This window comes from Streptomyces canus (genome assembly GCF_001514145.1).
Classification (GTDB): domain Bacteria; phylum Actinomycetota; class Actinomycetes; order Streptomycetales; family Streptomycetaceae; genus Streptomyces; species Streptomyces canus.
Genome location: NZ_KQ948660.1, coordinates 528,201 through 552,991, shown reverse-complemented (window position 1 = coordinate 552,991; position 24,791 = coordinate 528,201). Strand labels below are relative to the sequence as shown.

Genomic DNA, 24,791 nt, shown 5'->3' with positions numbered 1-24,791 from the left:
TGCGGCGGGCGACGGGCCACCGCCTGCTCTCCCCGCCCACGCCGCGACGCACCCCACCCTCGAACGGTTGAGCGAAATCCGGTAATACCTCGGCAAAAACCGCCCCGCACGGAATGGGAATGCCGACTTCCGGTGTTGCCTCCCTCGGAGGGTCCCCACACCCTCCGTCCGGCATGCCCGCAGCAAGGAGGAACGCCACGTGAGCCAGTACGTCAGCAGGCTCCAGCGTCGCTCCCAGGCCGCACCCCACCGGTTGCGCCTGCACCGCCGCCCCCGCCGCGTCGCCATGCTCTCCGTGCACACCTCACCGCTCCACCAGCCCGGCACCGGCGACGCGGGCGGCATGAACGTCTACATCGTCGAGCTCGCCCAGCGCCTCGCCGCGATCAACATCGAGGTCGAGATCTTCACGCGCGCGACGGCGGGCGGTCTCCCGCCGACCGTCGAGATGGCCCCCGGCGTCCTGGTCCGCCACATCGACGCGGGCCCCTACGAGGGCCTCAACAAGGAGGACCTCCCCGCCCAGCTGTGCGCCTTCACCCACGGTGTGATGCAGGCCTGGGCCGGCCACCGCCCCGGCTACTACGACCTGGTCCACTCGCACTACTGGCTCTCCGGCCACGTCGGCTGGCTCGCCGCCCAGCGCTGGGGCACCCCGCTCGTGCACGCCATGCACACCATGGCCAAGGTCAAGAACGCCAACCTCGCCGACGGCGACAGCCCCGAGCCCGCCGCCCGGGTCATCGGCGAGACCCAGATCGTCGCCGCCGCCGACCGCCTAATCGCGAACACCGCCGAGGAGCGCGAGGAACTCGTACGGCACTACGCCGCCGACCCCGCCAAGGTCGCCGTCGTCCACCCCGGCGTGAACCTCGAGCGCTTCCGCCCGGCGGACGGCCGAGCGGCGGCCCGCGCCCGTCTCGGTCTGCCCCAGGACGCCCTGATCCCGCTCTTCGCGGGCCGCATCCAGCCCCTGAAGGCCCCGGACATCCTTCTGCGGGCCGTGGCGGTGTTGCTCGACCAGCGCCCCGACCTGCGCTCCCGCCTCCTCGTCCCGGTCGTCGGCGGCCTCAGCGGCAGCGGCCTCGCAAAACCCGAGGGCCTGCAGAAACTTGCCTCCCGCCTCGGCATCGCGGATGTCGTACGGTTCCACCCGCCCGTCGGCCAGGAGCAGCTCGCCGACTGGTTCCGGGCCGCGTCCGTCCTGGTGATGCCCTCCTACAGCGAGTCCTTCGGCCTGGTCGCCATAGAGGCCCAGGCGGCCGGAACCCCGGTGCTCGCGGCGGCGGTCGGCGGGCTGCCGGTGGCCGTGGCCGATGAACGCACCGGTTTCCTCGTACGCGGACACGATCCGGCCGCCTACGCGCGCGTGCTGCGCGATTTCGCCGACAACCCGGCGCTCACGCCCCGCATGGGCGAGGCGGCCGCGCGGCACGCCCAGTCCTTCGGCTGGGACACCGCCGCCGCGGCGACGGCGGACGTGTATGTGGCCGCGGCCCAGTCGTACCGGCGTCACGTACGCTCGCACCATGGCTGAGGCAGAGAAGGCAGCGCAGGTCATCGAGGGTGTCCTCAAGGACGCCGAGGTCGAGTGGGAGAGCCCCGCACCCGGCAACTACGTCGTGCAGCTCCCCGGCACCCGCAAGCTGAAGACGACCGTCTCGCTCCTCGTCGGCCGCCACTCCCTGTCGCTGAACGCCTTCGTCATCCGCCACCCCGACGAGAACGAATCCGGCGTCCACCGCTGGCTCCTGGAGCGCAACCTCAAGCTGTACGGCGTGAGTTACGCCGTCGACCGGCTCGGTGACGTCTACGTCGCCGGCAAGCTCCCCCTCGCCGCGGTCACCGCCGACGAGGTCGACCGCCTCCTGGGCCAGGTCCTGGAGGCGGCCGACGGCAGCTTCAACACCCTGCTGGAGCTGGGTTTCGCCACCGCGATCCGCAAGGAGTACGAGTGGCGGGTGGCCCGGGGCGAGTCGACGCGCAACCTGGACGCGTTCGCGCACCTGACCCAGCGCTCGCAGGACTGATCCCCGGCGTTTCCGCTGTCCTGGGCCTAGTTGGGCGGAAGTGAGTCGGTGGGCTGCGGATCGTCGGTCGGCTCTTCGGTCCCGCCGGAATCCCCGGGTGCGGCCGGCTTGTCGAGCTGGTCCGCGAAGGCCCGCAGCGCGTCGGCGAGTTCCTTCTTGGTGGGCAGCTCGTCGACCTTCTTGTCGAGCTCGGCGATACGGCGGTTGAGCTCCGCCAGCTCGCTCGGGGCGGAAGGTTCGTCGGTGGGTTCGTCCGTGATGGGGGGATCGTCCGGCGAGGTGGAGCTCGGGCTGGGATCGGTGCCGCCGCCGGTACCACCGCTGCCGCCGACCGTGCCGCCATCGGTTGCGCCGTCGCCCGGCGGGAGGGTGGTCGACATGCTCGGCTCGGCGCTGGGCTCGTCGTCCGAGTTCGCGGCGATGGCGCCACCGACGCTCAGGGCGACCAGGGCGGCCGCACCCGCGACGGCCACGGAGAGACGTCTGAACGGTAAGGAGTTCTGTCTGTCATCCATGCCGGCGACGCTAATCGGTGCCGATCACCGGACGGACGCCTTCCGTCGAACTCCTGTCTGATCCGGTCCTTGAGCTGTTGCGATAGCGCCCCGGCGTCACCCCCACCAGCCGCTTGAAGTGCCGGGTGAGATGGGCCTGGTCGTGGAATCCGGTGAGCGCGGCGACGTCGGCGGGACCCTGCCCCGCGAGCAGCAGACGCCGGGCCCGGCCGACACGGCGGGAGGTGAGGTACTGGTGCGGCGCGATGCCGTAAGCGGCACTGAACGCCCGTACGAGATGCGCCGGATGAGCCTGTACGACCCCTGCCGCCTCCTCCAGCGACAGTCCCTCCACGACCCGCTCGTCGAGGAGTTCGCGCAGCCGGCGGGCGAGGGCGGGATCGCGGCGTACGGGTCTGTCGTGCGGCGGCGGCCGTAGGAGGGTCCTGAGCCGGTCGCCGATGAGGGTCAGCCTGCTCTCCGCCTCGAACTCCTCACCGGGCCTGGCCAGCGCCGTGTGCAACTGCCCCACCCGCTGCCGCAGTACGGGATCCCGCAGATCGGGACCGTCGACGGCGGGCCCGATGAGCTCGTCGCCGAGATGGGTGCCGTCGAGATAGAGGACCCGCTTGCGGAAGCCGTCCGGCGACACGGGCGAGCCGTTGTGCGGGACGTGCGGCGGCAGCAGCGACACGGTGTCGTCCGGCGTGCCGTGCTCGTGCCGGTCGAGGTCGTACCGTACGGCCCCGTCGTCCACGATGAGCAGCGTCCACGCCTCGTGCACATGCATCGGATAGGCGTACTCGGTGAAGTGGGCGTGGAAGACCTCGGTGACGCCGGGAACGGCGGGGCGCCACGCGGTGACCTCCTGCGCCGGCATGGTTCTGGCCGCCATGCAAAGAACGTACAAGACGAGGCCGTACGACGCCCGCGAGTCTCATCCCATGAGCACTGAACCCATCCGCTTCGACACCAAGATCGCCGTCCTGCTGCGCGAGGACCTGGAGACCTGGCAGCGCCTGAACGTCACCGCGTTCCTCGTCAGCGGCCTGGGCACCCAGGCCCCGGAGGTGGTCGGCGAGCCGTACGAGGACGCCGACGGGGTGCCCTACCTGCCGATGTTCCGGCAGCCGGTGCTGGTCTTCGAGGGCACCAAGGAGACGCTGAAGACGGCCCACGCGCGCGTGCTGTCCCGTTCGCTCCCGCGCGCGCTCTTCACGAGCGACCTGTTCGCGACGGGCAACGACCGGGACAACCGCGCGGCGGTCCGGGCGGTCACGACGGGGGAGCTGGACCTGGTGGGCCTCGCGGTGTACGGGCCGCGCAACGCCGTGGACAAGGTGCTCAAGGGCGCGCGGATGCATCCGTGACGGATCAGGCCGGGCTGGCCTCGGTGGCGGCGGACTTCGCGGCTACGGCGCTCTCGGCGGCCGTTTCCCCGGACAGGCGGCGCATGAGCGCGGCGTACCCCACCGCCGCCACCGTCCCGACGACCGCGCACAGCCCCCACAGCCACTGCGCCCCGAACCGGTCGATGACGAAACCGGACATCAGGGGCGCCACGAGGGCGGCGACGGACCAGGACAGGGTGTACATGCCCTGGTAGCGGCCGCGGCCGTGGGCGGGGGAGAGGCGGACGACGAGCCCGGTCTGGGTGGGCGCGTTGATCATCTCGCCCAGGGTCCACACGCAGACGGTGAGGGCGAAGAGGCCGACGGACCCGGCGAAGGCGGTGAGCCCGAAGCCGTATCCCGCCAGCAGGGACGAGACCACGAGGAGTCGCTGGGGGTCCCGGTCCTGGATGAACCGGGTCACCGGGATCTGCAGCGCGACGATCAGAACGCCGTTCAGGGCGATGGCCAGGCCGTAGTCGGCGGGCGTGAACCCGGCCTCGCCCATCGCGACGGGCAGTCCGATGGAACCCTGCTGGAAGATCACGGCGACCAGGAAGGACAGCCCCACGACACTCATGAACCGCCGGTCGCGCAGGACGGTGCCGAGGCCGACGTCGTCGCCCGCCTGTGCGGTCCGTGGTGCGGCGGGCCGGGACTCGGGCAGCTTGAGGAAGACGAGGACCGCGCAGACGGCGGTCATCCCGGCCTCGATCAGGAAGCCCGCGAGGTAGCTGTACTCGGCGATGAACCCGGCGGCCATGGAGGAGACGGCGAAACCGAGGTTGATGGCCCAGTAGTTGAGCGAGAAGGCCCTGACCCGGTCCTCGGGCCGCACGATGTCGGCCATCATCGCCTGCACGGCCGGCCGGGAGGCGTTCGAGGCCATACCGACCAGGAACGCGACGGCGGCGATGGCGACGGGGTGGTGCATGAAACCGAGCAGCGCGACGGAGGCGGCGGTGGCGGACTGCGCGACCAGCAGGGTGGGCCGCCGTCCGAGCCGGTCGGTCATCACCCCTGCCCCGATCGACGACACGACGCCGCCCAGCCCGTGCAGCGAGGCGACGAGACCGGCGTAGGAGGCGGAGTAGCCGCGGTCGAGGGTGAGGTAGAGGGCCATGAAGGTGGCGACGAAGGCACCCAGCCGGTTGACGAGGGTGCTGGTCCACAGCCACCAGAACTCGCGGGGCAGCCCGGAGACGGTCTCGCGGGTGGCGCGTCTCAGGGTGGCGAGTGGCATGGATGGTCCCCCGTGTGTGTAAGTGGCTCAGCTGGTGAGCACAACTTACGAAGGCGGGGTGACGACGAGCCACTCAATTAACAGATCCCGTCAACCGTCCGTCTGTCGAGCGGGCTCCACCCGGACCGAAGGCGTGGATTACGCTCATACGCATGGCCGACGCACCGTACAAGCTGATCCTCCTCCGCCACGGCGAGAGCGAATGGAACGCGAAGAACCTGTTCACCGGCTGGGTGGACGTCAACCTCAACGAGAAGGGCGAGAAGGAGGCAGTCCGCGGCGGCGAACTCCTGAAGGACGCCGACCTCCTGCCCGACGTGGTCCACACGTCCCTCCAGAAGCGCGCGATCCGCACCGCCCAGCTCGCGCTGGAGTCCGCGGACCGCCACTGGATCCCCGTCCACCGCTCCTGGCGCCTGAACGAACGCCACTACGGCGCCCTCCAGGGCAAGGACAAGGCCCAGACCCTCGCGGAGTTCGGCGAGGAGCAGTTCATGCTGTGGCGCCGCTCCTACGACACCCCGCCCCCGCCGCTCGAGGACGGTACGGAGTTCTCCCAGTCGGACGACCCGCGCTACGCGACGATCCCCCCGGAGCTCCGCCCCCGCACCGAGTGCCTGAAGGACGTCGTCCTCCGGATGCTCCCGTACTGGTACGACGGCATCGTCCCCGACCTCCTGGCCGGCCGCACGGTCCTGGTCGCGGCCCACGGCAACAGCCTCCGCGCCCTGGTCAAGCACCTGGACGGCATCTCCGACGCCGACATCGCGGGCCTGAACATCCCGACGGGCATCCCGCTGTCCTATGAGTTGGACGCCGACTTCAAGCCACTGAACCCGGGCGGCACGTACCTCGACCCCGAGGCGGCCGCGGCGGCCATCGAGGCGGTCAAGAACCAGGGCAAGAAGAAGTAGGTTCCGTGATCATGCCCCTGAGCTGCGCAAACGGCGCGACCCAGGGGCATTTTCATGCACACCTTCAGCGTCAGCCCAGGGTCCGAGTGCCCGAGGTACTCAGCGAGGGCCTTGATGCTCTCCCTGGCGTCCAGGAGCACAGACGCGTAGAAGTGCCTGAGCGCGTGCATGCCGTGCTCGCGAGCAGTGGCGTGCTCTCGGCTCTTGGCCTTCGGGATGACGCCCGCCTTGGCGAGAGCGGGCTTCCAGTGGTCTTCGTTCAGCGACGTACGCCAGACGTGCCCACCGTTGGGGCCCGTGAAGATGAGCCGTCGCGTCACCGTCTGGCCGTTCGCCCGCATCCAGGGGAGGTTGATCTCCACAGGCGGGAACCGCTTGATGTGCTCCTGTAGCGCCTCTGCCATGGGATCGGGCAGCGGCACGTCACGGAGCTTGCCGCCCTTCGGGGGCGCAAACACTGCCTTGCTCAGGCTCAGCTTGAGTTGCTGCACTACGTGCACGGTGCCGCTGTCGAAGTCGATGTCATCGACGGACAGCCCGAGGATCTCCCCTTGGCGCAGGCCGCATCCGGCGCCCACGTCGAGCATCGGTCGGAAGCGGTCGACCATGGCGGCGCGCATGGCGAAGACGCGCTCAGGCTCCCAGGGGACGACGCGGCGCGCACCGATGGCGCGAGCGTGTTGCCCGTGTGCCGAAGGTCGTGGAAGCAACTCGGCCGTGACACCCGCAGCCTTCCGAGCCTTCCCCCAGTCGTCCCTCCGCCGCAATTGCCCGCCTCTGCGGATCGACGAAGACGTGTGTCTCGGTCGGCAGCGGCGAAGTGCTCCAGATGATGCGTGACCGCGTCGAGGAGTGTCTAGACCACGTCAGGTCAGGAGGTATGCCTTCAGGATCGTCACCGCGTAGGTGTTGCCGGTGGTGTCGGTCAGGGTGGATTTGAGGGAGACCGAGCGGGCGTTTTCCGGGTGGGTCAGGGTGAGGGTCCTTTTGCCGTGGGTGGTGGTCACTGGGGCGGGGGACCATGTCTTGCCGGCGTCGTAGGAGACCTTCACCGTCAGGGATTTCAGGTCAGTGGCCGCCGGGCCCTGGAGGGAGAGGGGGATCGCGGTGCGGCGGCCTGCGGGGGCCGTGCCGGTCGGGGTCAGCTTCGGGTGGAAGCGGACCGTGGAGAGGGGCAGCGAGCCGGAGTCGGACGGGCTGGACGTGAAGGTCCAGGCCGCTGTCAGGCGGCTCGTGGTCGTGGCCACGCCTGGCGGGCGGGTCAGGTTCGTTCGGATCGTGTAGCGGGCCGGGACGGACGGGAGCTTCTCCACGGTCTGGCAGAGGTCGCCGTCGTTGTCGAGCAGGGTGCTGCCGTCCGCGGTGACCGTGGTGTGGCGTTTCGCTGTGGAGAAGGCGGGGTGTCCGCTCCCGTCGGCGAGGTCGGGGACGCACAGGTCCAGGGTGTCGCCGTCGCGCTGTGCGCCGTACGGGCCGCCGGTGATCGGGCTGAAGACACCGACGTTGTACGTGGCCGCGTAGGTCCGGCCCGCCTGGTACGACCTCGCGCTCTCCGTGCCGTAGAAGACGTCCTCGTCGTCTCCGGAGGCGTTTCGCTGGCCCAGGTTGGCCGTCCACTTGAAGCCCTTGGGCGTGGTGACGTAGATATTCGCGGTCGTCGGCAGCGGGAAGGGGTCGCTCACCGTGCCCAGCGACAGGGTGGGGCCGCTCCACAGGACGTTGACGATGCCCTTGCGGTGCGCGACGGACGAGCCGAAGTTCCGCTTCAGCAGGGCCAGTTCGTTCATGCGCGTGGTGTGCCGATAGCCGGTGGGGAAGCGGTCGGGCAGGTTATGGAGCAGGTGGTAGGTGGTGCTGCCCTTCTGCCACAGGCCGCCGAGCTGCGTGCTGAGCCTCCCGGGAGGGGCGGTCGGTCCCAGGGTCGCGGTGCGCAGGTTCTTGAACGTTCCCCAGAACAGGGTGCTGTTGTGCGGTTCGCTCCCGGTGTCTCCGGTGCCCACGGCGAGGTTGAGCTGGCCGTCGGACATCTTCGCGCCCTGCGGCGCGGTGATCCCGACCGGCTTCGCCTTGCGCGCGTCGAGGACGACCGTGGTGTCACCGGTCAGCGAGAGCCGCGGCCGGACCAGCGCGGAGGTGCCCCCGGCGTCGTCCATCACGGTGTCCACGACGTAGTCGCCGCGCGGGACCCGCACCCGGTACACGCCCTTGGAGATCTGCTCGGAGTCCGCGAGGTTCGTGGTCCAGTACGTGCCCGAGTACCCGAGGATCTCGGTCAGCGGCGCGCTCACAGGCTGGCCGCCGCGGTCGAGGAACTTCAGGGTGAGGTCGTATGCCTCGGCCTCGCGTACGACGCCGAAGGCGGTCCGTACGGCAGCGGGGTCGGCGCCGTTCCGCGCGGTGGCGAGCAGCGTGCCCGAGTGGGCGCCGTCCGCCGCCTCGACGCGGGTGTCCGCGGTGAGGTCGACGCCGGCGGTGCCGCCCGCCGGGACGGTGAGCTGTGTGGTGCTCAGCGTGAACATGCCTTCGGGGGACGTGCTGCCTCCGGGGCCGGTCGCGGTGGCCGTCAGGTCCAGGGTGACGGGGTGGTCGCCGTCGTTGCGGTAGGTGATGTGCTGGGTGACCGGCCCATCGTCGGTGTGGGGCCACAGTTGCTTGCCGAAGGACACGGAGGTCTGTTCGCTCGCCACCGCCCCCTCCAGTGCCCGGGACATGTCGAGTCGGCCCGTCCCCTGCTGGTAGCCGGTCGCGCCGGTGGTCGGGGTGGTGGACGCGGTGAGCGCCTGCTTGATCCGTGCGCCGGTCCAGTCGGGGTGCCGCTGGGCGAGGATCGCGGCCGCCCCCGCGGCATGCGGCGTCGCCATCGACGTACCCGACATGGAGACATAGCCGTCGGCGGCCGGGTCGCCCAAGTAGCCGTGCGTCGCCCTCGCCGAGACGATGTCCACGCCTGGCGCCGTGAGGTCCGGTTTCAGCGCGCTGTCGGCGGTCGGTCCGGTGCTGGAGAAGTCGGCCAGCCGGTCCTCGCCGTCGACGGCGCCCACGGTGAGCGCCGACTCCGCGGCCCCCGGGGAGCCGACGGTTCCCGCGTCGGGGCCCTCGTTGCCGGCCGCGGCGACGGTGAGCATGCCGGTGCTCTTCGAGAGGGCGTTCACCGCCGCCTCGACCGGGTCCTCCCCCGGGGTGTCCTCCTGGCCCAGGCTGAGGTTGGCCACCTTGGCACCCTGCCCGGCGGCCCACTCCAGGCCGGCGATGACGCTGGAGTCGCTGCCCTCGCCGCTGTCGTCCAGCACCTTGGCGTCGAGGATCCCGGCACCGGGCGCGACGCCCTTGTACCGGCCGCCGGACTGTGCGCCCGAGCCCGCCAGCGTCGCGGCCACATGGGTGCCGTGGCCGACCATGTCGTCGGTGCCGGCGGTGCCGGTGAAGTTCTTCGAGGCCTTCACCGCCGCGGCGAGGTCCGGGTGGGTGGTGTCGATGCCGGTGTCCAGGACGGCGACCTTGACGCCCTTGCCGTCGTATCCGGCCGCCCAGGCGGTCGGGGCGCCGATCTGCGCGACGCCGCCGCCCGCCTCCCCGGCCTTCGCGCCGTCTTCGTCCGCCTGCGCCTTGAACCGGCCGTCCAGCCAGACCCGCGCGACTCCCTGCTCCTCGGTGAGGGCCTGCCACATGTCGTCGGCCCCGGCCTTGGGCACGGTGATCGCGGCGCCCGCCACGCTGGGCAGCTCCCGGCTCACGGTGGCGTCCGCGTCCGCGACCAGTGACTTCTGGGTGCTCCTGCGCTGGGCGGACTTGCCCTCGTACGACACGATCAACGGGAGCGTGCCGCGCCGGGTGTCGTCGTAGCCGGCGCGTATCAGGCCGCTGACATCGAACAGCCGCATGTCCAGGACGCCTTGGCCGATCAGGGCGGCGGCGTCGGCGGGAACGACGTACTGATCGCCCCCGACGCCGCGCACGGACACCGGGACGTGCTCACGGCCCGGTGCCCGCCGTACGCCCGTCACCCGGCCCCGGGCGTCCAACCGGACCCGGTCGCCGGTGAGGAGGGTGACGTCACGGCCAGCCGCGGAGGCGGAGCCGGCGGTCCGCGCGCCGAGGGCGGGGCTGCCGGGCGCCGCGACCGCGGCGGTGTCCTGCGTCCGTACGCCGAGGCCGGAGCCCGTGGCCGCCACCGAGACACCCGTCATCAGCCCCGCCACCAGCAGGGCGGCCAGCGAGGCGCTTGCGGTTCTGTCGCGCATTCAGCTCACCTGCCCGGGGACCTGCTTGGCGGCGTCGACGACCGCGCGCTCGGTGATCGCGCTGGTGTGCGTGACGGTACCGACCTTGAGGGGACTGTCCGCCGTGGCCTTGACCACCGCGATGCGCTCGCCGAGGAACTGCAGCGTCTTCTTGTCGAAGATCCACTCGGTGCGCTCGCCGTCGGTGTCGTTCTGCCGCGCGATCGCGACCCCGTGCCGGCCCGTGGCATCTACCGCGTCATCCACCGAGACGACTCCGGGGATCTTGGCCGCGGCCTTGTAGAGGGCGGCGCCGACCTCGGCGGGCGGGTAGCTCTCGAACAGCAGATCGCCGATCGCGACGAAGGCGGCCTGGTCGCGCGGGACTTCGGGGTCCCGGTTGGCGTCCGAGGCACGGTAGATCCGCTGCAGCAGCGCGTCGGGGTCGGTCGGCAGCGCGGCCAGGGCGTTGTAGGCGCCGCTGAACGGGGTGTCGCTCTTCAGGGTGATGCCCTTGTCGCTGGTCTCACCGGCCTCGATCAGCCAGCCGTCCCTGCCGTCGAGGGAGTTCCAGACCTGGCGGGAGTGCAGCTCGTTGCTGACCACCTCGCTCTTGTCGCCGTCGGTCTTGATGTAGCTGTCGGCCACCATGGAGGCGATGTAGATGTACTGGCCCTTGCGCGGGGTGGGCGCGGAGGTGTCGGCGGCGGCCAGGGAGATGCGTTCGAGGAGCTGGGGGGCGCCCTTGGCGTCGGCGACGCCGATCCTGGTGGTCAGTGCGGGGCCGGTGGCCAGGGCGGTCCTGCCGCCGTCGGTTCCGCCGCCGGTGAGGGCGAGGCCGCCCGCGACCGCGCCGGCCAGGGCGAAGGCAGCGGCGGGCAGGAGGATCGTACGGCGCAGGAACGGGTTGGAGCGCTTCACGGGCGCGACCGGAGAGGTGGCGGACGTACGGGAGGAGGTGCGGAGGTCTTCGTGGATCCGGGCCATCATCTGCTCCTTGTGGAACTGGTGGCGGCCCGCCGGCAGATCCCGCTCGGCGGAGGGCAGCAGACTCTGCGTCTCCGTCCACTCGGCCGGGTGGGGCCGGTGGGAGGGGCTGGCGTTCATCGGTTTCCTTCCTGTGCGGACCGGACCGCGTATCCGCGATCACCTGTTGTCTGCCGGTTGGTGCGGGTGGGTTCCCGTTTTTCTCCGAGCAGTTGTGCATCGGCGAGCTTGCGCAGCCGGGCGCGGGCGCGGGAGAGGCGGGAGCGGACGGTGCCGACCGGGATGCCGAGGGCGCGGGCCGCCTCGGCGTACTCCATCCCCTCCCACAGGCACAGCGTCAGGACCTCACGCTCGGGACGCTTGAGCAGACTGAGGGCGGCGAGCGTGGCGTTGATACGGCGCCGGTCGTCCAGGCGTCCGGCGGTCTCCTCGGCGTGGTCCTCGACCCGTTCCTCGGCGGCGTGCGCGGCTGCCGCGGCGCTCGCCGCGTTGCGGAAGCGGCGGTTGCTGCGGTGGTGGGAGCGGGCGACGTTGGTGGCGATGCCCAGCAGCCACGGCCGCAGCGAGCCGCCTTCGGCCTCGACCGAGGCCCGGCGCCGCCACGCCTCCATGAAGGTCGTCGACATCACGTCCTCGGCCAGCGACCAGTCGGCGGTCAGCCGGAAGGCGTGGTTGTACACCGCGCGGGCGCACTCGTCGAAGAGTTCCGCGAAGGCGTCCGGATCTCCGTTTCGCACCCGGGGTCGCATATCTGTGGTCACGTCTTGAACTGACGTACGGCGCGGGCGATTTCCGGTGAGACACGTCACAGCCGTCGCACAGGTCACCGGGGCGGTGACCGCACGAGGACTCGGTGGACATGGCAGCCGCTCACCCGCGCACCGCTCAGGCTGCGAGGCCCGAAAGCAAGGCGCCCGATCTGATGCGGGACCCGGTCCGGGGGTGCGCAGGCTGGTCGAGAAGCTGTTGGAGGTGTCGAGGTCGAACGCGGGCGCGGAACAGGCTGATCCGGCAACGCCCACCGGCACGGGCGGGCACCGGTCTCACCGACGGTGAACGGCGCCGTTGTCGTCGTACGCAAACCAGAGCCCGGGCTTCGGCAGAGCTGCTCGCCCACGGGCCGCAACACTTGCGGACCGGAGCGGCCGAGAACCGACGGGGCCAGGGCCTCGCGCTGACGATCGCGCCGGTCCAGGCACAAGCCATCCAGGCGCGCCCGGAATAGATCTCCCTTGCCCGACGATGCTCCGCCCTGTCCCGAGTGCAACAGCCCTGTTGCCGCGCGGCCTGGTGCTCGCCGGGCAGGACGACGACGGCCGACGGAGCTGCCGGACTTCGTGGCGGTGCACATGTAGTGGCAGTAGGCGGACCGACCAGGCGATCCGTTGGAGGTCTGCCCAGCATCGGAGCTGTTTCGCTGACATCCAACTCTGACATCAACAGGGCCGGACGGCGGCATGCAGCAACATCTTCGGACGACCGTCGGACCTACCGACGACGGCCCAAGGGGCGGGCGTTGATCGAACTCCTAAAGCGGTGGCTCCCCGACAACCAGCGGCAGCGGCCAGCCGGCGCAGGCCACCAGTGCGCTGCCGTCCTCGGTGAGAAAGAGCAGGGTGGTCCATGTCCGATCGGCAGAATCAATCAGCCCTGTGCGCACGGGCCGGCCATCTTCCCGGATGAGCTGCACTGCTCGTTCCAGCCCAAGAGGTTCGAGTCCGTGCATCCGCATGCGCTGAAGACGGCGCTTGAAGACTCCGGCATGCTGGCCTGCGGGTTGTGCACGATCTCCCACCCAGTAGGTGGAGCCGCTGCGGAGGGTGGTCAGAGCATCACGGACGCCTCGTCATCACCGGCCAACAGCAGTTCCAGCACATGCCGTTCCATGGTCCCCCCCGTTTGGGTCTTGCGGTAAAGCAGCCAGGTACCGCCACCCCAGCACGGTAGCGCCCCTCCGGGCCCGCCCAGGAGCCCCGGGCCGTCACGCACCGATCCGGCTAGAGCTAAGGAGGTGAGGTGCCCACCAGCCCATGGCAACGCCCCCACCCAAGTTGCTTCGGGACGAAGAGGTCGTGCCAGATCGTGCGGCAGAATGCGAGGGTGTCTCTTGACGCCATTGACGCCGTGAACTGGTCGACGATACCCAACCCGACGTGGCACCAATGCGACGATCCGGAACGGGTTGCTCACGCACTACGACTGCTGACGGTGTCCACCACGGCCAACGAGACGGGCGACGCCGCGTCTCTGCTGGCCGGTGGGGGATTCGTCTGCAGCCACGCTGCCATGGTGTTTCCTGCGGCCTACGCTGCTACACCGGTCCTGCTGGATCTCGTCGAGCATGGTCAGCGGCCGCGCATCAAGGAGGCAGCCATCGGGCTCCTGGCAGACGCGCTGGGCTACTTCCCGACTGCCGGCCACAACCGGGTCTACACCCCCTACGGCACCGACGTCCCGCTCTGCTGCGCCATAGCGCGCCTCATCCGCGGCCGTCGCAGCACTCTTCTCGTCCACGGGAAATCCGGCAAGCAACTCCTGGCAGAGGCAGAGCTTCACTGGCGGATGACCATCGAGGAGACAGAACACCAGCCTGACGGCACTCTGACCGCCCTCGCCGCACTCGAAGGCGCGCCCTTCGCAACACCGGGCGAAGCCGAGCTGCACAACCCACATTCCGAGCGACCTGCAGCAACCACCGTGTGGATCGACGCGTTGACGACCGACGGCTCGGGCGCCGCATGCTTCCACCTTGGGCAACCACCGTCCGAAGTCCTCCCGGGTTCTGTCCTCTACCCAGCTGAGTGCGGCCGACGCGAGCACTGACCTCGTTGCCATGCCTCAGGGGCCGCACCACAACCGCACCAGATCGAGCGGGGAACAGCGGGGAATCACGGTAAAAATAGCGAGCTCCACGAGGCCCCAACCAATCCGTACGCCCAGTTCAGCGGCCCAACAGGCCCCAGAAGCCCGCAGCTTCCCAAGCTGAGGTTCGAGTGCCTGTATGCACAGTTCGTTGGCGCCGTCCCAGGTTCAGCACAACTGACACTTCGCGGAACGCGCGGCGGCACCATGCATCACGTGTCATTAGAAGGAGTAGTAGCCGTAACGACGGTTGTTACAGCGTTCATTACCGTCCCGGCCACCCTGGTCGCCGCGCACTGGACCAGGCGAAGCATGGACAGAGCTGCTGATGCCGCAGTAGCCGTTGGACTTGGCCAGTCCGAGGCTGCGGTGCAGGCCGCTCGGCTCCAGGGTCGTGCTGGTCGCGAGCATGCGCTGGAGGGTGAGCGTCGCGTCGCGTACACGCAGTTTCTACGCGCAGCAGACCCTTTCGTACGAACGGTGCGAGAGCTACCAGCCGTTTCCCCACGAGTCCCGCAAGGACCTACTAGATCAGAAGGTCACCCTAGTAGTTGAGGCCCAGGCAGGTGTTGCTGTACTGGGGCCGCCGGCCATCACAGCCCGAGCGCGGGAGGTACTGAAGCAGAGCTTGGGGCTGGAGAAGTTGGCACTGCGGAGAGCTGTGCTTCGATCAGCGGTCAGCGCTCTGGAGGACCACTGGTGCCCGCGTGATGCAGAGATTTGCGAAGACCCGCACCATGGTTCGGCGTTCGTCGCCTGGGATCTCCTAGCTCGATGGGGGAGCCTAGAAGACGAGGATCGGTGGGCGCAGCTTGATTTCCTGCAGTTCGTGTTGCAGGAAAGTCACGCCCTCACCATGGAGCAGATCGATCAGGTGCTTGATGTGGCCAATTCCGTGGTCTGTTGGGACCTCATGATGGGCGGATGGCTCCGTGATCCGTTGCTAGAGCGGTTTCAAGCGGTTCGTGACGAGTTCGCCGATGCCGCCTGCGGCTCCCTCGGAAGCCCTGTCATCTAGGCCAGCGAAGCACAGCGAGACGGGCTAACGGCAAGGAGCGAGGACCTCGGCTCGGGCCGTCTCTGGGCCGTCCGAGGCCGCTCAACAGTGGCCAACGACGACCACCAGGCGCACGGGCCCACTGCCCCCGACCAGCAAAAACCCAGCTCACCAAGACCCCCGGCAAGACCCAGGGCAAGAAGAAGTAACCCGGATTGCTCAAGCCCCCTGCCCGCGGTTCTGCTGCAGGTAGGGGGCTGGTTTGTGCTCGGTGGCTTTCGGGCGGGCGGTCGAGGTTTGGTCAGGGGCGGCAGTTGTTCCACAGGGTGGACAGGTGGGAGGGGATTTGGGGGATGGCGGCGCAGCCCTGGGGGGAGGCGGGGAAGGTGTCGCTGGCCAGGAAGGTCCAGCCGGTGCCGGGGCGGTCGATGAAGTACTTCATCACGGCTCCGTCGTCCTGCAGGGCCACCTGCTCCGCCTCCGTGCTGCCGGGAGTGAGCTGGAAGCGGGTTCCGGCGTAGAAGGTTCCGTCGCAACTGCCGTAGTAGAAGGTGCCCTTGACCGGGGTGATGTGGCTCAGGGGTGGCTGAGCCTGTTTGCCGTAGGCCGCCGTGACGTTCGCCTTCACGGTGGGGGACACCGGTAGTGAGCGGCAGGCGTCGGTCCTGGCCGGGACGCCGGCAGTTGTCGGCTGGGGCGATCCAGCTGAGCCGCCCGAGCTGCCCGATCCGCCTGAGCCATTCGAGCTGGTCGAGTCCGTCGGACCGTCCTGCTCCGTGGGTGTCTGCGGTGACGACGAGGGTGTTTTCGCTGTGGTCGGGGCGCTGCTGTGTGTGGTGCCGGTGCTCGGTGTGCAGCTTGTCAGTAGGGCCACTGCCGCCGCGGCCATGCTCAGAGCTGCGGCGCGGGACAGGGAACGGTTTCGGGGTGCCATTTCGGACCATCCTCCCTGGTACGTCCAGACAGGGCCGAGATGGCGTAACTCGTTTACGTTCTCCCGGTCTTGTACCTCAAGACGCCGCACCGTGCCCCGCGGTTTCACCGGGTCGCATTCGGCTCGTCCGCCTCATGGGGTGTGTGGCACGATCTTCCCCGTGGAGTGGGGACTCTGGTGGGAACGGCCCTTGGAGCGGTGCTCGGGGTCGGGTCGACGTTGGCCGGTGAGCACTTGCAGTGGCGGCGGACGGTCAGGGACAACCGGCTGCAGGACCGCCGCACCATGTACGCGGACTGTCTGGTGGCCCGTCGCCGTGCGCAATAGGCCATGCGGCTGGCCGCCGGCGAGGACTACTCGGACCCGCAGGCGAGGGCGGCCAAGATAAGGCAGGCGTTCCAGGCGTCGGCGTGCGACGAGGCACGGGAGCGGCTCGTTCTGACGGCGTCCGTCGAGGTGTCGCAGGCCGTATACGCCGCATCGATCTCGCGCTCCGGACCGACCCCACCGATATCGGCCGTCTCAGCGCCACCCCCGAGGTCCAGCTCATGGTCACCCACACTGCCCTCTGACCTCTGAACACGACGAAGGGCCCCGGTATCCCCCGGGGCCCCTCACCGCCGTACACGAATCAGCCGTACACGGTTCAGCTGTACAGGATTCAGCCACACTGGCACGGATTGCCCGACTGGCACCCGCACCCGCAGCCCGAGCCGCAGCCGCACGCGCCGATGACCGTCAGGGTCCTGATCGCGGCGGGCTGCTCGGTCGGGCGTTCCTGCGTGGGGTCGGGCTGGGGAGTGCTGGGGGATTCGGCCATGGGTCCCTCCTCGAGGCGAGAGCCAGAACGTGCCGACTGCCGGACCGACTGTCGGATCGGGCCCTGTGCCCATTGGATGCCCGCTCCACTGGGCGCATCAACGGCGCACAGAGGCTTGCACCCGCCCCGAACGGGACCCGGCACACCCCGGGAACACCCCGGGAGGGATCAGGCCCCCTCCACTCCCGTCACCGGCTGGACGTCCTGCTGGAGGTCGTCCGCGTGCTCACCCGTCACCAGGTACACCACCCGCTTGGCGACCGACACCGCGTGGTCGGCGAACCGCTCGTAATAACGGCCGAGCAGCGTCACGTCGACCGCCGTCTCGATGCCGTGCTTCCACTTGTCGTCCAGCAGGTGCTGGAAGAGGGTGCGGTGCAGCAGGTCCATCTCGTCGTCGTCCTGCTCCAGCTGGAGCGCCAGGTCGACGTCCTTGGTGATGATGACCTCCGCCGCCTTGGCCATCAGACGCTGCGCCAGCTGGCCCATCTCCAGGATGGTCGCGTGCAGGTCGTGCGGGATGGCCTTCTCGGGGAAGCGCAGCCGGGCCAGCTTCGCCACGTGCTGGGCCAGGTCGCCGGAACGCTCCAGGTCGGCCGACATGCGCAGCGAGGTGACGACGATACGGAGGTCCGTCGCCACCGGCTGCTGCCGGGCGAGCAGCGCTATCGCCCGGGCCTCCAGGTCGTGCTGGAGGTCGTCCACCTTCTGGTCGGCCTCGATCACGCTCTCGGCCAGCTTCAGGTCGGAGTCGAGGATGGCCGTCGTGGCGCGTCCGATCGCCGAGCCGACCAGCCGGGCCATCTCCACCAGACCGTCGCCGATCGAATCAAGTTCCTCGTGGTACGCGTCCCGCATCAGGGTTCCCTCTCGTACGTCATTCCTGTGGGTTCCAGGGGCCAAAACCGGCCGTGTAACCGGTGCTGCGTACCCCACGCTCCCACGTTCGGTCCTGTACGCGTCCGTTTCCGCCCTCCCAAATGAACCAATACTGGCTCCAAGGTGAACTCTGGGCGACGAGTGTTCGAGCTCGCACTCGGACGGCTGTGGCCAGGACCGATCCCATGCCTAACCTGGAGGCATGGACGTGAACGCGGCGGTCGCCGCAGCGGCAGCGATCGCCGGTGTGCTCACCGGCGTCATCGCCATGCTGGCGTTCCGCTGGAGCGAGCGGGAGCAGAAACGCCCCACCCGCACCTCCCTGCACACGGACCCGGTGCTTCCGCCGGGCGTGGACACCGTCCTCTCCGTGCTCCGCTCCTCGGCCGTGGTCCTCGACGAGGCCGACGCCGTGGTCAAGGCCAGCTCCGCCGCGTACGCCCTCGGGCTGGTCCGCGGCGGCAAGCTCTCCGTGGAGCCGATGCTCCAGATGGCCCGGGACACCAGGAGGGACGGGGAGATACGGCAGGTCGAGCTGGACCTGCCCAGGCGGGGTACCGGACGCGGGGAGGCACTCGCGGTCTCCGCGCGGGTCGCGCCCCTCGGCTCCCGGCTGGTTCTGCTCCTCGTGGAGGACCTCACCGAGGCCCGGCGGATCGAAGCGGTACGACGTGACTTCGTCGCGAACGTCAGCCACGAACTCAAGACCCCCGTGGGCGCCCTCTCCCTCCTGTCCGAGGCCGTCATGGACGCCTCGGAGGACCCGGAGGCCGTGGAGCGCTTCGCCGGCCGGATGCAGATCGAGGCCACCCGCCTGACCAGCCTGGTCCAGGAGCTCATCGACCTCTCCCGGGTGCAGAACGACGACCCGCTGGAGGACGCCGAGCCCGTCCGCGTGGACGAGCTGGTCGCCGAGGCCATCGACCGGTGCCGGCACCAGGCGGGCACCAAGCAGATCACCATGGCCGCCGCCGGCGCGGCCGAGCTGCGCGTCTGGGGCAACCGCGGCCAGCTCGCCGCCGCTCTCGGCAACCTCGTCGAGAACGCCGTCAACTACTCGCCCGCCCGCACCCGGGTCGGCATAGCCGCCCGCCGGGTGTCCGTGCCGAGCGGCGACCTGATCGAGGTCGCCGTCACCGACCAGGGCATCGGCATCTCCGACAAGGACAAGGAGCGCATCTTCGAGCGCTTCTACCGCGTCGACCCGGCCCGCTCCCGCCAGACCGGCGGGACCGGACTCGGTCTCGCGATCGTCAAGCACGTGGCCGCCTCGCACGGCGGGGAGGTCACGGTGTGGAGTTCTGAGGGACAGGGCTCCACGTTCACCCTCAGGCTGCCGGAGGCGGGCGCGGCCCGCGACCGCGCGCTCCAGCACCCCGACCTCGACGACGAGGACGGGCCCACTCCCGAGTCGGCTTCTTACGACCCGCTTCCCGCCCCGGAGGTCCTTCCGTGACCCGAGTGCTCGTCGTCGAGGACGAGGAGTCCTTCTCCGACGCCCTTTCGTACATGCTCCGCAAGGAGGGCTTCGAGGTCGCCATCGCGACCACGGGCCCCGACGGACTCGACGAGTTCGAGCGCAACGGCGCCGACCTCGTCCTCCTCGACCTGATGCTGCCGGGCCTGCCCGGCACCGAGGTCTGCCGCCAGCTGCGCGGCCGCTCCAACGTCCCCGTCATCATGGTGACCGCCAAGGACAGCGAGATCGACAAGGTCGTCGGCCTGGAAATAGGAGCCGATGACTATGTCACCAAGCCGTTCTCCTCGCGCGAGCTGGTCGCCCGCATCCGCGCCGTCCTGCGCCGCCGTGGCGAGCCCGAGGAGGTCACCCCGGCCGCCCTGGAGGCCGGTCCGGTCCGCATGGACGTGGACCGCCACGTGGTCACGGTCTCCGGCTCCAAGGTCGACCTGCCCCTCAAGGAGTTCGACCTGCTGGAGATGCTGCTGCGCAACGCCGGCCGCGTCCTGACCCGCATGCAGCTCATCGACCGCGTCTGGGGCGCCGACTACGTCGGCGACACCAAGACCCTCGACGTCCACGTCAAGCGCCTGCGCGCCAAGATCGAGCCGGACCCGGGCGCGCCGAGGTACCTGGTGACGGTGCGGGGTCTCGGCTACAAGTTCGAGCCGTAAAGAGGAACGCCTCACGCCGAAGGGCGGGACCTCCTCGGAGGTCCCGCCCTTCGTGTCGTACGACGGTCTCGTACGGCTGCTCAGTGGCTCGCGGCCGACCCGGTGGCCGTCGCGCTCGCGGAGGCCGCGTCGGTCGGCGTGGCCGCGCCCGTCGGGGTCGCGGAGCCGGTCGGAGTGGCGGACGGCTCGGCCGGCTTCTCCGGCGCCGAGGGGACGGCGCTCGGGCCCCACTTGGTGAAGTAGCTGTCGGCCGGGACCACGAAGGCGCGCAGGCTCACGTCACCGGTCGTGCTGAAGGTGAAGGTGACCTTCTGGGCGTTGCCGTCCTTGACGCTCTCGCCGATCTCGGCCACCGCGGCGGAGGCGTTGCCCTTGCCGCCCAGGATCACGGAGCCGTGCGCCGGGACGGTCACCTTGCCCTTGCCCTTGCCCTTGGCGGGCGTGATCTCGGCGCTGCCGCCGCCCTCGACCCTCACGGCGTCCAGCGTCTGGGCGGTGCCGGTGGTGTTGAAGACGGTGGCGGAGACCACGGCGGGGCCCTTGGTCTCGCCCGAGGCCTCGGTGGCGGGCTGGGTGACGACCACGACGTTCTGGAGACTGATGCCGCCGACGCTGGTCTCCGCGTTGTCCGGCTTGACCTCCAGCGTCTGGGCGTTGGTTCCGGCCGCGCACGCGGAGAGCGCGGTGACCGAGAACGCGATGGCGGCGGCGGCGAGGACGCCGCGTCGAAGGCTGCTGCTCACGGCGGCGGCAACTCCTTGACTTGAGCGAGGCGGCCGTAAAGCCGCGCTAAGTGTCTGTCAGCGGCCTCAGGTTACCGAGCCGTTCCCACCTGGCCGCACCCGACCCTCCCCTAGAGGCGTATCTCTCCGGTCACTCCGGTTCACAAGTGACTCATGAGTCACTTCGGCCCCGCACTCCGGCGCTCGTCCGGCATTCACATAAGAGCCTTCGGCATCCAGTAGCAAAACTTCCGTGAAGGAATGCGCGACCGCCCCCGGAATTGATCACCAGCTGATCCGTCCGGCTCGTGTGATCAATTTCTGAATCGGCGCGGAACCGACTCCTGGCTCCGAACGGAGTAGCGTAAGTCGCACACGTGGAACCGGACATTTGTGGACGTTAGCCCGTCTGGAAGGGCTTCCGGATGTGTGTAACGTACGCGTTTCACCTCCCCCGGAGAGCCGCTCCGACCTGCGAATACCTTCTTCCGCTCGGCCCGCGCAGCACGTTCCTGTTGCTGTTGTCAAGCCCCGAGATATGCCCTGACCTGCGAAAACGCCATTCAGAACCCGCAGTTTCCGTGTTACCCTGGATAGCCACGGAAGGGGTACCTGTCACATGACGTTCAAGGTTGGCGACACCGTGGTCTATCCCCATCACGGGGCCGCGCTGATCGAGGCTATCGAAACTCGCCAGATCAAAGGCGTGGACAAGACCTACTTGGTTCTGAAGGTCGCCCAGGGTGACCTGACGGTGCGTGTGCCAGCGGACAATGCGGAGTTCGTCGGCGTGCGTGATGTGGTCGGTCAGGATGGGCTGGACCGGGTCTTCGAGGTGCTGCGCGCACCGTACGCCGAGGAGCCCACGAACTGGTCCCGTCGATACAAGGCAAACCTGGAGAAGCTCGCCTCCGGCGATGTCATCAAGGTCGCGGAAGTCGTGCGCGACCTGTGGCGTCGTGAGCGCGAGCGCGGACTCTCCGCAGGTGAGAAGCGCATGCTCGCCAAGGCTCGGCAGATCCTGGTGAGTGAACTCGCCCTCGCGGAGAACACCAACGAGGACAAGGCCGAGGCGCTGCTCGACGAGGTTCTCGCGTCCTGAGCGGTCCCTGTGCAGGCACCTTGCCCGCTCAGCTCAGCACACACTGAATCCGAATTGCCGCACTGAAATGCCGCGGTGCCCGATGACGCAACAGCTGTCGCCGGGCGCTGCGGCATGTCTGTCTCCGGATGCCGGACCGACGCCCCGTACTGACGTGCGCGTGTTCCTCTCGGAGAAAGATCCCCCGATACTTGGCGTGCCGGGCCCGGGCAGCTGGCTCGACCGGCGTCACGGAAGGGTCCGGTCAAGGCGTCGCGCCCGGCACGCTGTGTCCGTACCCACGTTGGCCGAGCACACAAACCTGACAGGAACCGATGTCTGACGTTTCGCGCCCTTGGCCCGCCGAAGCACGTGCGGAAGCCCGCACCGCGGTGGTGATTCCGGCCGCCGGAAGGGGCGTACGCCTCGGTCCGGGCGCCCCCAAAGCGCTCCGCGCGCTGAACGGCACCCCCATGCTGATCCACGCGGTCCGTGCGATGGCCGCGTCCCGCGCCGTCTCCCTGGTCGTCGTCGTGGCCCCGCCCGACGGCGCCGGCGAGGTCAAGTCGCTCCTCGACGCCCACGCGCTGCCCGAGCGGACGGACTTCCTCGTCGTCCCCGGCGGTGACTCCCGTCAGGAATCGGTCCGGCTCGGTCTGGACGCCCTGCCCCCCGACTTCGGCATCGTCCTGGTCCATGACGCGGCCCGCCCGCTCGTCCCGGTCGACACGGTCGACGCGGTCATCGAGGCCGTACGGGACGGCGCGCCCGCCGTCGTCCCGGCGCTGCCCCTCGCGGACACCGTGAAGGAGGTCGAGCCGGCGACCGTTCCCGGCGAGCCGGAGCCGGTGGTCGCGACCCCGGTCCGCGCGCGCCTGCGGGCCGTACAGACACCCCAGGGTTTCGACCGGGCGACCCTGATCCGCGCCCACGAGAGCGTCACCGAGGACGTCACCGACGACGCGAGCATGGTCGAGCAGCTGGGTCTCACGGTCATGGTCGTGCCCGGCCACGAGGAGGCCTTCAAGGTGACCCGCCCGCTGGACCTGGTCCTCGCGGAGGCGGTCCTGGCCCGCAGGAGGCTCAACGATGGCTTCTGAGTCCGTGTTGCCGCAGGTCGGCATCGGCACCGACATCCACGCCTTCGAGGAGGGCCGCGAGCTGTGGTGCGCGGGCCTGAAGTGGGAGGGCGAGGGCACGGGCCTGGCCGGCCACTCCGACGCGGACGTCGTCGCCCACGCTGCGTGCAACGCGCTCTTCTCCGCGGCCGGCCTCGGCGACCTGGGACAGCACTTCGGTACCGGCCGTCCCGAGTGGTCGGGTGCATCGGGCGTCACCCTGTTGACGGAGGCGGCCCGGATCGTGCGTGCGGCGGGCTTCCGGATCGGCAACATCGCCGTACAGGTGGTGGGTCCGCGGCCGAAGATCGGCAAGCGCAGGGACGAGGCGCAGAAAATCCTGTCGGAGGCGGCGGGCGCCCCGGTGTCGGTGTCGGGGGCGACCACGGACGGCCTCGGCTTCCCGGGGCGCGGCGAGGGTCTGATGGCGGTCGCGACGGCCCTGGTCGTAAGGGAAGGGTGACAATCGGCCGTAAGGGAAGGGTGACAAAAGGACTGCTCCACGCACCCCCTTCGGCCCACTACCCTAGGTGCCGTGACTATTCGCCTGTACGACACCAGCGCCCGGCAGATCCGTGACTTCGCCCCGCTCACGCCGGGCTGTGTCTCGATCTACCTGTGTGGCGCCACGGTGCAGGCGGCCCCGCACATCGGCCACATCCGCTCCGGCCTGAACTTCGACATCATGCGCCGCTGGTTCGAGTACCGCGGCTACGACGTCACGTTCATCCGCAACGTCACCGACATCGACGACAAGATCATCGCCAAGGCGGCAGAGCAGAAGCGCCCCTGGTGGTCGATCGGGTACGAGAACGAGCGCGCGTTCAACGACGGCTACACCGCTCTCGGCTGCCTCCCGCCCACCTACGAGCCGCGTGCCACCGGGCACGTGACCGAGATGGTCGAGATGATGCAGGGCCTCATCGAGCGCGGCCACGCCTACGAGTCCGACGGCAACGTCTACTTCGACGTGCGCTCCTTCCCGGGCTACCTGGAGCTGTCGCGGCAGGAGCTGGACAACCTGCTCCAGCCGTCCGGCGACGGCGAGACCGGCAAGCGGGACGCGCGTGACTTCGCCATGTGGAAGTCCGCCAAGCCGGGTGAACCGACCTGGTCGACGCCGTGGGGCCCCGGTCGCCCCGGCTGGCACCTGGAGTGCTCGGCGATGGCCCACAAGTACCTGGGCACCGCCTTCGACATCCACGGCGGCGGCCTCGACCTGATCTTCCCGCACCACGAGAACGAGATCGCCCAGGCCAAGGCGTTCGGCGACGACTTCGCGCAGTACTGGGTGCACAACGCCTGGGTCACCATGGCCGGCGACAAGATGTCCAAGTCGCTGGGCAACTCGGTGCTCGTCTCCGAGATGGTCAAGGAGTGGCGGCCGATCGTGCTGCGCTACTACCTCGGCACCCCGCACTACCGCTCGATGATCGAGTACAGCCAGGACGCCCTGCGCGAGGCCGAGTCGGCGTTCGCGCGGATCGAGGGCTTCGTGCAGCGGGTGGTCGAGAAGGCCGGTCCCGTGGAGCCCGCCGCCGAGGTGCCGCCCGCCTTCGCCGAGGCCATGGACGACGACCTGGGCGTCCCGCAGGCGCTCGCCGTCGTGCACACCACCGTCCGGCAGGGCAACAGCGCCCTCGCGGCCGACGACAAGGAGGCCGCGGTGGCCCGCCTCGCCGAGGTGCGCGCCATGCTCGGCGTCCTCGGCCTCGACCCGCTCGACGCGCACTGGGCCGGTGAGACCGATCGCGGCGACGATCTGCACGGCGTCGTCGACAGCCTCGTACGCCTGGTCCTCGACCAGCGGGAGGCGGCCCGCGCCCGCAAGGACTGGGCCACCGCGGACGCCATCCGCGACCAGCTGGGCCAGTCGGGACTGACCATCGAGGACGGCCCGCAGGGGCCGCGCTGGACGCTGGGTCCCCGCTAGCTCCTTTCTTGATCGATTGTGCCGCCCGGCCCT

At 69.7% G+C, this 24,791-nt stretch carries 22 protein-coding genes and 1 pseudogene; 12 read left to right on the top strand and 11 right to left on the bottom strand.

Annotation, left to right across the window (positions count from 1 at the left end; translation table 11 throughout):
- The first annotated feature begins 199 nt into the window (after positions 1–199).
- Positions 200–1,537: a D-inositol-3-phosphate glycosyltransferase gene (gene mshA, locus AQJ46_RS19375; protein WP_059206763.1), complete on the top strand. Its 1,338-nt coding sequence runs from the start codon at positions 200–202 to the stop codon at positions 1,535–1,537.
- On the top strand, positions 1,530–2,030 hold the full coding sequence (locus tag AQJ46_RS19370) for a type III secretion system chaperone family protein (protein WP_059206762.1): 501 nt from the start codon (positions 1,530–1,532) through the stop codon (positions 2,028–2,030). The genes mshA and AQJ46_RS19370 overlap by 8 nt, the downstream gene beginning before the upstream one ends.
- A gap of 26 nt (positions 2,031–2,056) precedes the next feature.
- Here AQJ46_RS19370 and AQJ46_RS19365 read toward each other — a convergent pair whose 3' ends face one another.
- Together AQJ46_RS19365 and AQJ46_RS19360 are read right to left on the bottom strand one after the other, a co-directional pair.
- A complete protein-coding gene (locus AQJ46_RS19365) occupies positions 2,057–2,545 on the bottom strand; it encodes a hypothetical protein (protein ID WP_208616951.1) in 489 nt (162 codons plus the stop codon).
- Positions 2,546–2,555: 10 nt separating this feature from the next.
- Positions 2,556–3,419 carry a helix-turn-helix transcriptional regulator gene (locus AQJ46_RS19360; RefSeq protein WP_059206761.1) on the bottom strand — a complete coding sequence of 288 codons (864 nt, stop codon included), beginning with the start codon at positions 3,417–3,419 and terminating at the stop codon, positions 2,556–2,558.
- Positions 3,420–3,468: 49 nt separating this feature from the next.
- Between AQJ46_RS19360 and AQJ46_RS19355 the strand changes: the two genes are divergently transcribed.
- Complete coding sequence (locus AQJ46_RS19355) at positions 3,469–3,894, top strand: DUF2000 domain-containing protein (protein WP_059206760.1); 426 nt, start codon at positions 3,469–3,471, stop codon at positions 3,892–3,894.
- A gap of 4 nt (positions 3,895–3,898) precedes the next feature.
- Here the strand turns inward: AQJ46_RS19355 and AQJ46_RS19350 are convergent, their stop codons facing one another.
- Positions 3,899–5,158, bottom strand: a complete 1,260-nt coding sequence (locus AQJ46_RS19350) for an MDR family MFS transporter (protein ID WP_059206759.1) — start codon at positions 5,156–5,158, stop codon at positions 3,899–3,901.
- A gap of 152 nt (positions 5,159–5,310) precedes the next feature.
- Here AQJ46_RS19350 and AQJ46_RS19345 point away from each other — a divergent pair, with 152 nt between their 5' ends.
- Positions 5,311–6,072 carry a phosphoglyceromutase gene (locus tag AQJ46_RS19345; protein WP_059206758.1) on the top strand — a complete coding sequence of 254 codons (762 nt, stop codon included), beginning with the start codon at positions 5,311–5,313 and terminating at the stop codon, positions 6,070–6,072.
- A gap of 59 nt (positions 6,073–6,131) precedes the next feature.
- On the opposite strand, the pseudogene AQJ46_RS19340 reads toward AQJ46_RS19345, so the two are convergent.
- The 4 genes and pseudogenes from AQJ46_RS19340 to AQJ46_RS19325 form a co-directional block, all read right to left on the bottom strand.
- Positions 6,132–6,734, bottom strand: a pseudogene (locus AQJ46_RS19340) (tyrosine-type recombinase/integrase); the annotation flags it as partial.
- 204 nt (positions 6,735–6,938) lie between these two features.
- The gene (locus AQJ46_RS19335) at positions 6,939–10,313 is read right to left on the bottom strand and encodes a S8 family peptidase (RefSeq protein WP_059206756.1); all 3,375 of its coding nucleotides are present in this window, start codon (positions 10,311–10,313) and stop codon (positions 6,939–6,941) included.
- The gene (locus AQJ46_RS19330; protein WP_059206755.1) at positions 10,314–11,399 is read right to left on the bottom strand and encodes a CU044_5270 family protein; all 1,086 of its coding nucleotides are present in this window, start codon (positions 11,397–11,399) and stop codon (positions 10,314–10,316) included.
- Entirely contained in the window at positions 11,396–12,040 is a 645-nt protein-coding gene (locus tag AQJ46_RS19325; RefSeq protein WP_059206754.1) for an RNA polymerase sigma factor, read from the bottom strand. Before AQJ46_RS19325 ends, AQJ46_RS19330 begins: the two co-directional genes overlap by 4 nt.
- A gap of 1,339 nt (positions 12,041–13,379) precedes the next feature.
- Here AQJ46_RS19325 and AQJ46_RS19315 point away from each other — a divergent pair.
- Complete coding sequence (locus AQJ46_RS19315; RefSeq protein WP_159064039.1) at positions 13,380–14,102, top strand: hypothetical protein; 723 nt, start codon at positions 13,380–13,382, stop codon at positions 14,100–14,102.
- Positions 14,103–14,363: 261 nt separating this feature from the next.
- Here the strand turns inward: AQJ46_RS19315 and AQJ46_RS55470 are convergent, their stop codons facing one another.
- The gene (locus tag AQJ46_RS55470) at positions 14,364–14,552 is read right to left on the bottom strand and encodes a hypothetical protein (protein WP_159064038.1); all 189 of its coding nucleotides are present in this window, start codon (positions 14,550–14,552) and stop codon (positions 14,364–14,366) included.
- Positions 14,553–14,562: 10 nt separating this feature from the next.
- On the opposite strand from AQJ46_RS55470, the gene AQJ46_RS19310 reads away from it, so the two are divergent.
- Complete coding sequence (locus AQJ46_RS19310; RefSeq protein WP_159064037.1) at positions 14,563–15,159, top strand: hypothetical protein; 597 nt, start codon at positions 14,563–14,565, stop codon at positions 15,157–15,159.
- Between the two features lie 280 nt (positions 15,160–15,439).
- On the opposite strand, the gene AQJ46_RS19305 is transcribed toward AQJ46_RS19310, so the two are convergent.
- Together AQJ46_RS19305 and phoU are read right to left on the bottom strand one after the other, a co-directional pair.
- A complete protein-coding gene (locus tag AQJ46_RS19305; protein WP_159064036.1) occupies positions 15,440–15,766 on the bottom strand; it encodes a hypothetical protein in 327 nt (108 codons plus the stop codon).
- Between the two features lie 1,294 nt (positions 15,767–17,060).
- On the bottom strand, positions 17,061–17,750 hold the full coding sequence (phoU, locus tag AQJ46_RS19295) for a phosphate signaling complex protein PhoU (RefSeq protein ID WP_057608684.1): 690 nt from the start codon (positions 17,748–17,750) through the stop codon (positions 17,061–17,063).
- A gap of 223 nt (positions 17,751–17,973) precedes the next feature.
- Between phoU and AQJ46_RS19290 the strand changes: the two genes are divergently transcribed.
- Together AQJ46_RS19290 and AQJ46_RS19285 are read left to right on the top strand one after the other, a co-directional pair.
- Positions 17,974–19,227: a sensor histidine kinase gene (locus AQJ46_RS19290; RefSeq protein WP_057608683.1), complete on the top strand. Its 1,254-nt coding sequence runs from the start codon at positions 17,974–17,976 to the stop codon at positions 19,225–19,227.
- A complete protein-coding gene (locus tag AQJ46_RS19285) occupies positions 19,224–19,904 on the top strand; it encodes a response regulator transcription factor (protein ID WP_009340348.1) in 681 nt (226 codons plus the stop codon). Before AQJ46_RS19290 ends, AQJ46_RS19285 begins: the two co-directional genes overlap by 4 nt.
- 80 nt (positions 19,905–19,984) lie before the next feature.
- Here AQJ46_RS19285 and AQJ46_RS19280 read toward each other — a convergent pair whose 3' ends face one another.
- Entirely contained in the window at positions 19,985–20,647 is a 663-nt protein-coding gene (locus AQJ46_RS19280; RefSeq protein ID WP_059206749.1) for a copper chaperone PCu(A)C, read from the bottom strand.
- Between the two features lie 598 nt (positions 20,648–21,245).
- Between AQJ46_RS19280 and AQJ46_RS19275 the strand changes: the two genes are divergently transcribed.
- The 4 genes from AQJ46_RS19275 (at position 21,246) to cysS (ending at position 24,758) form a co-directional block, all read left to right on the top strand.
- A complete protein-coding gene (locus tag AQJ46_RS19275; RefSeq protein ID WP_003953493.1) occupies positions 21,246–21,728 on the top strand; it encodes a CarD family transcriptional regulator in 483 nt (160 codons plus the stop codon).
- A gap of 314 nt (positions 21,729–22,042) precedes the next feature.
- Entirely contained in the window at positions 22,043–22,807 is a 765-nt protein-coding gene (gene ispD / locus AQJ46_RS19270) for a 2-C-methyl-D-erythritol 4-phosphate cytidylyltransferase (protein ID WP_059206748.1), read from the top strand.
- The gene (gene ispF / locus AQJ46_RS19265) at positions 22,797–23,288 is read left to right on the top strand and encodes a 2-C-methyl-D-erythritol 2,4-cyclodiphosphate synthase (RefSeq protein WP_057608680.1); all 492 of its coding nucleotides are present in this window, start codon (positions 22,797–22,799) and stop codon (positions 23,286–23,288) included. The genes ispD and ispF overlap by 11 nt, the downstream gene beginning before the upstream one ends.
- Positions 23,289–23,360: 72 nt before the next feature.
- A complete protein-coding gene (gene cysS, locus AQJ46_RS19260) occupies positions 23,361–24,758 on the top strand; it encodes a cysteine--tRNA ligase (protein ID WP_059206747.1) in 1,398 nt (465 codons plus the stop codon).
- Positions 24,759–24,791: the final 33 nt, after the last annotated feature.

Bases quoted from the DNA above. Each gene is read 5' to 3' on its own strand.
- AQJ46_RS19355 (WP_059206760.1), top strand. From the start codon at position 3,469: ATGAGCACTGAACCCATCCGCTTCGACACCAAGATCGCCGTCCTGCTG.
- AQJ46_RS19370 (WP_059206762.1), top strand. From the start codon at position 1,530: ATGGCTGAGGCAGAGAAGGCAGCGCAGGTCATCGAGGGTGTCCTCAAG.
- AQJ46_RS19335 (WP_059206756.1), bottom strand. From the start codon at position 10,313: ATGCGCGACAGAACCGCAAGCGCCTCGCTGGCCGCCCTGCTGGTGGCG.
- AQJ46_RS19330 (WP_059206755.1), bottom strand. From the start codon at position 11,399: ATGAACGCCAGCCCCTCCCACCGGCCCCACCCGGCCGAGTGGACGGAG.
- AQJ46_RS19365 (WP_208616951.1), bottom strand. From the start codon at position 2,545: ATGGATGACAGACAGAACTCCTTACCGTTCAGACGTCTCTCCGTGGCC.
- ispF (WP_057608680.1), top strand. From the start codon at position 22,797: ATGGCTTCTGAGTCCGTGTTGCCGCAGGTCGGCATCGGCACCGACATC.
- phoU (WP_057608684.1), bottom strand. From the start codon at position 17,750: ATGCGGGACGCGTACCACGAGGAACTTGATTCGATCGGCGACGGTCTG.
- AQJ46_RS19345 (WP_059206758.1), top strand. From the start codon at position 5,311: ATGGCCGACGCACCGTACAAGCTGATCCTCCTCCGCCACGGCGAGAGC.
- AQJ46_RS55470 (WP_159064038.1), bottom strand. From the start codon at position 14,552: ATGCTCGCGACCAGCACGACCCTGGAGCCGAGCGGCCTGCACCGCAGC.
- AQJ46_RS19360 (WP_059206761.1), bottom strand. From the start codon at position 3,419: ATGGCGGCCAGAACCATGCCGGCGCAGGAGGTCACCGCGTGGCGCCCC.
- AQJ46_RS19275 (WP_003953493.1), top strand. From the start codon at position 21,246: ATGACGTTCAAGGTTGGCGACACCGTGGTCTATCCCCATCACGGGGCC.
- ispD (WP_059206748.1), top strand. From the start codon at position 22,043: ATGTCTGACGTTTCGCGCCCTTGGCCCGCCGAAGCACGTGCGGAAGCC.
- AQJ46_RS19350 (WP_059206759.1), bottom strand. From the start codon at position 5,158: ATGCCACTCGCCACCCTGAGACGCGCCACCCGCGAGACCGTCTCCGGG.
- AQJ46_RS19290 (WP_057608683.1), top strand. From the start codon at position 17,974: ATGGACGTGAACGCGGCGGTCGCCGCAGCGGCAGCGATCGCCGGTGTG.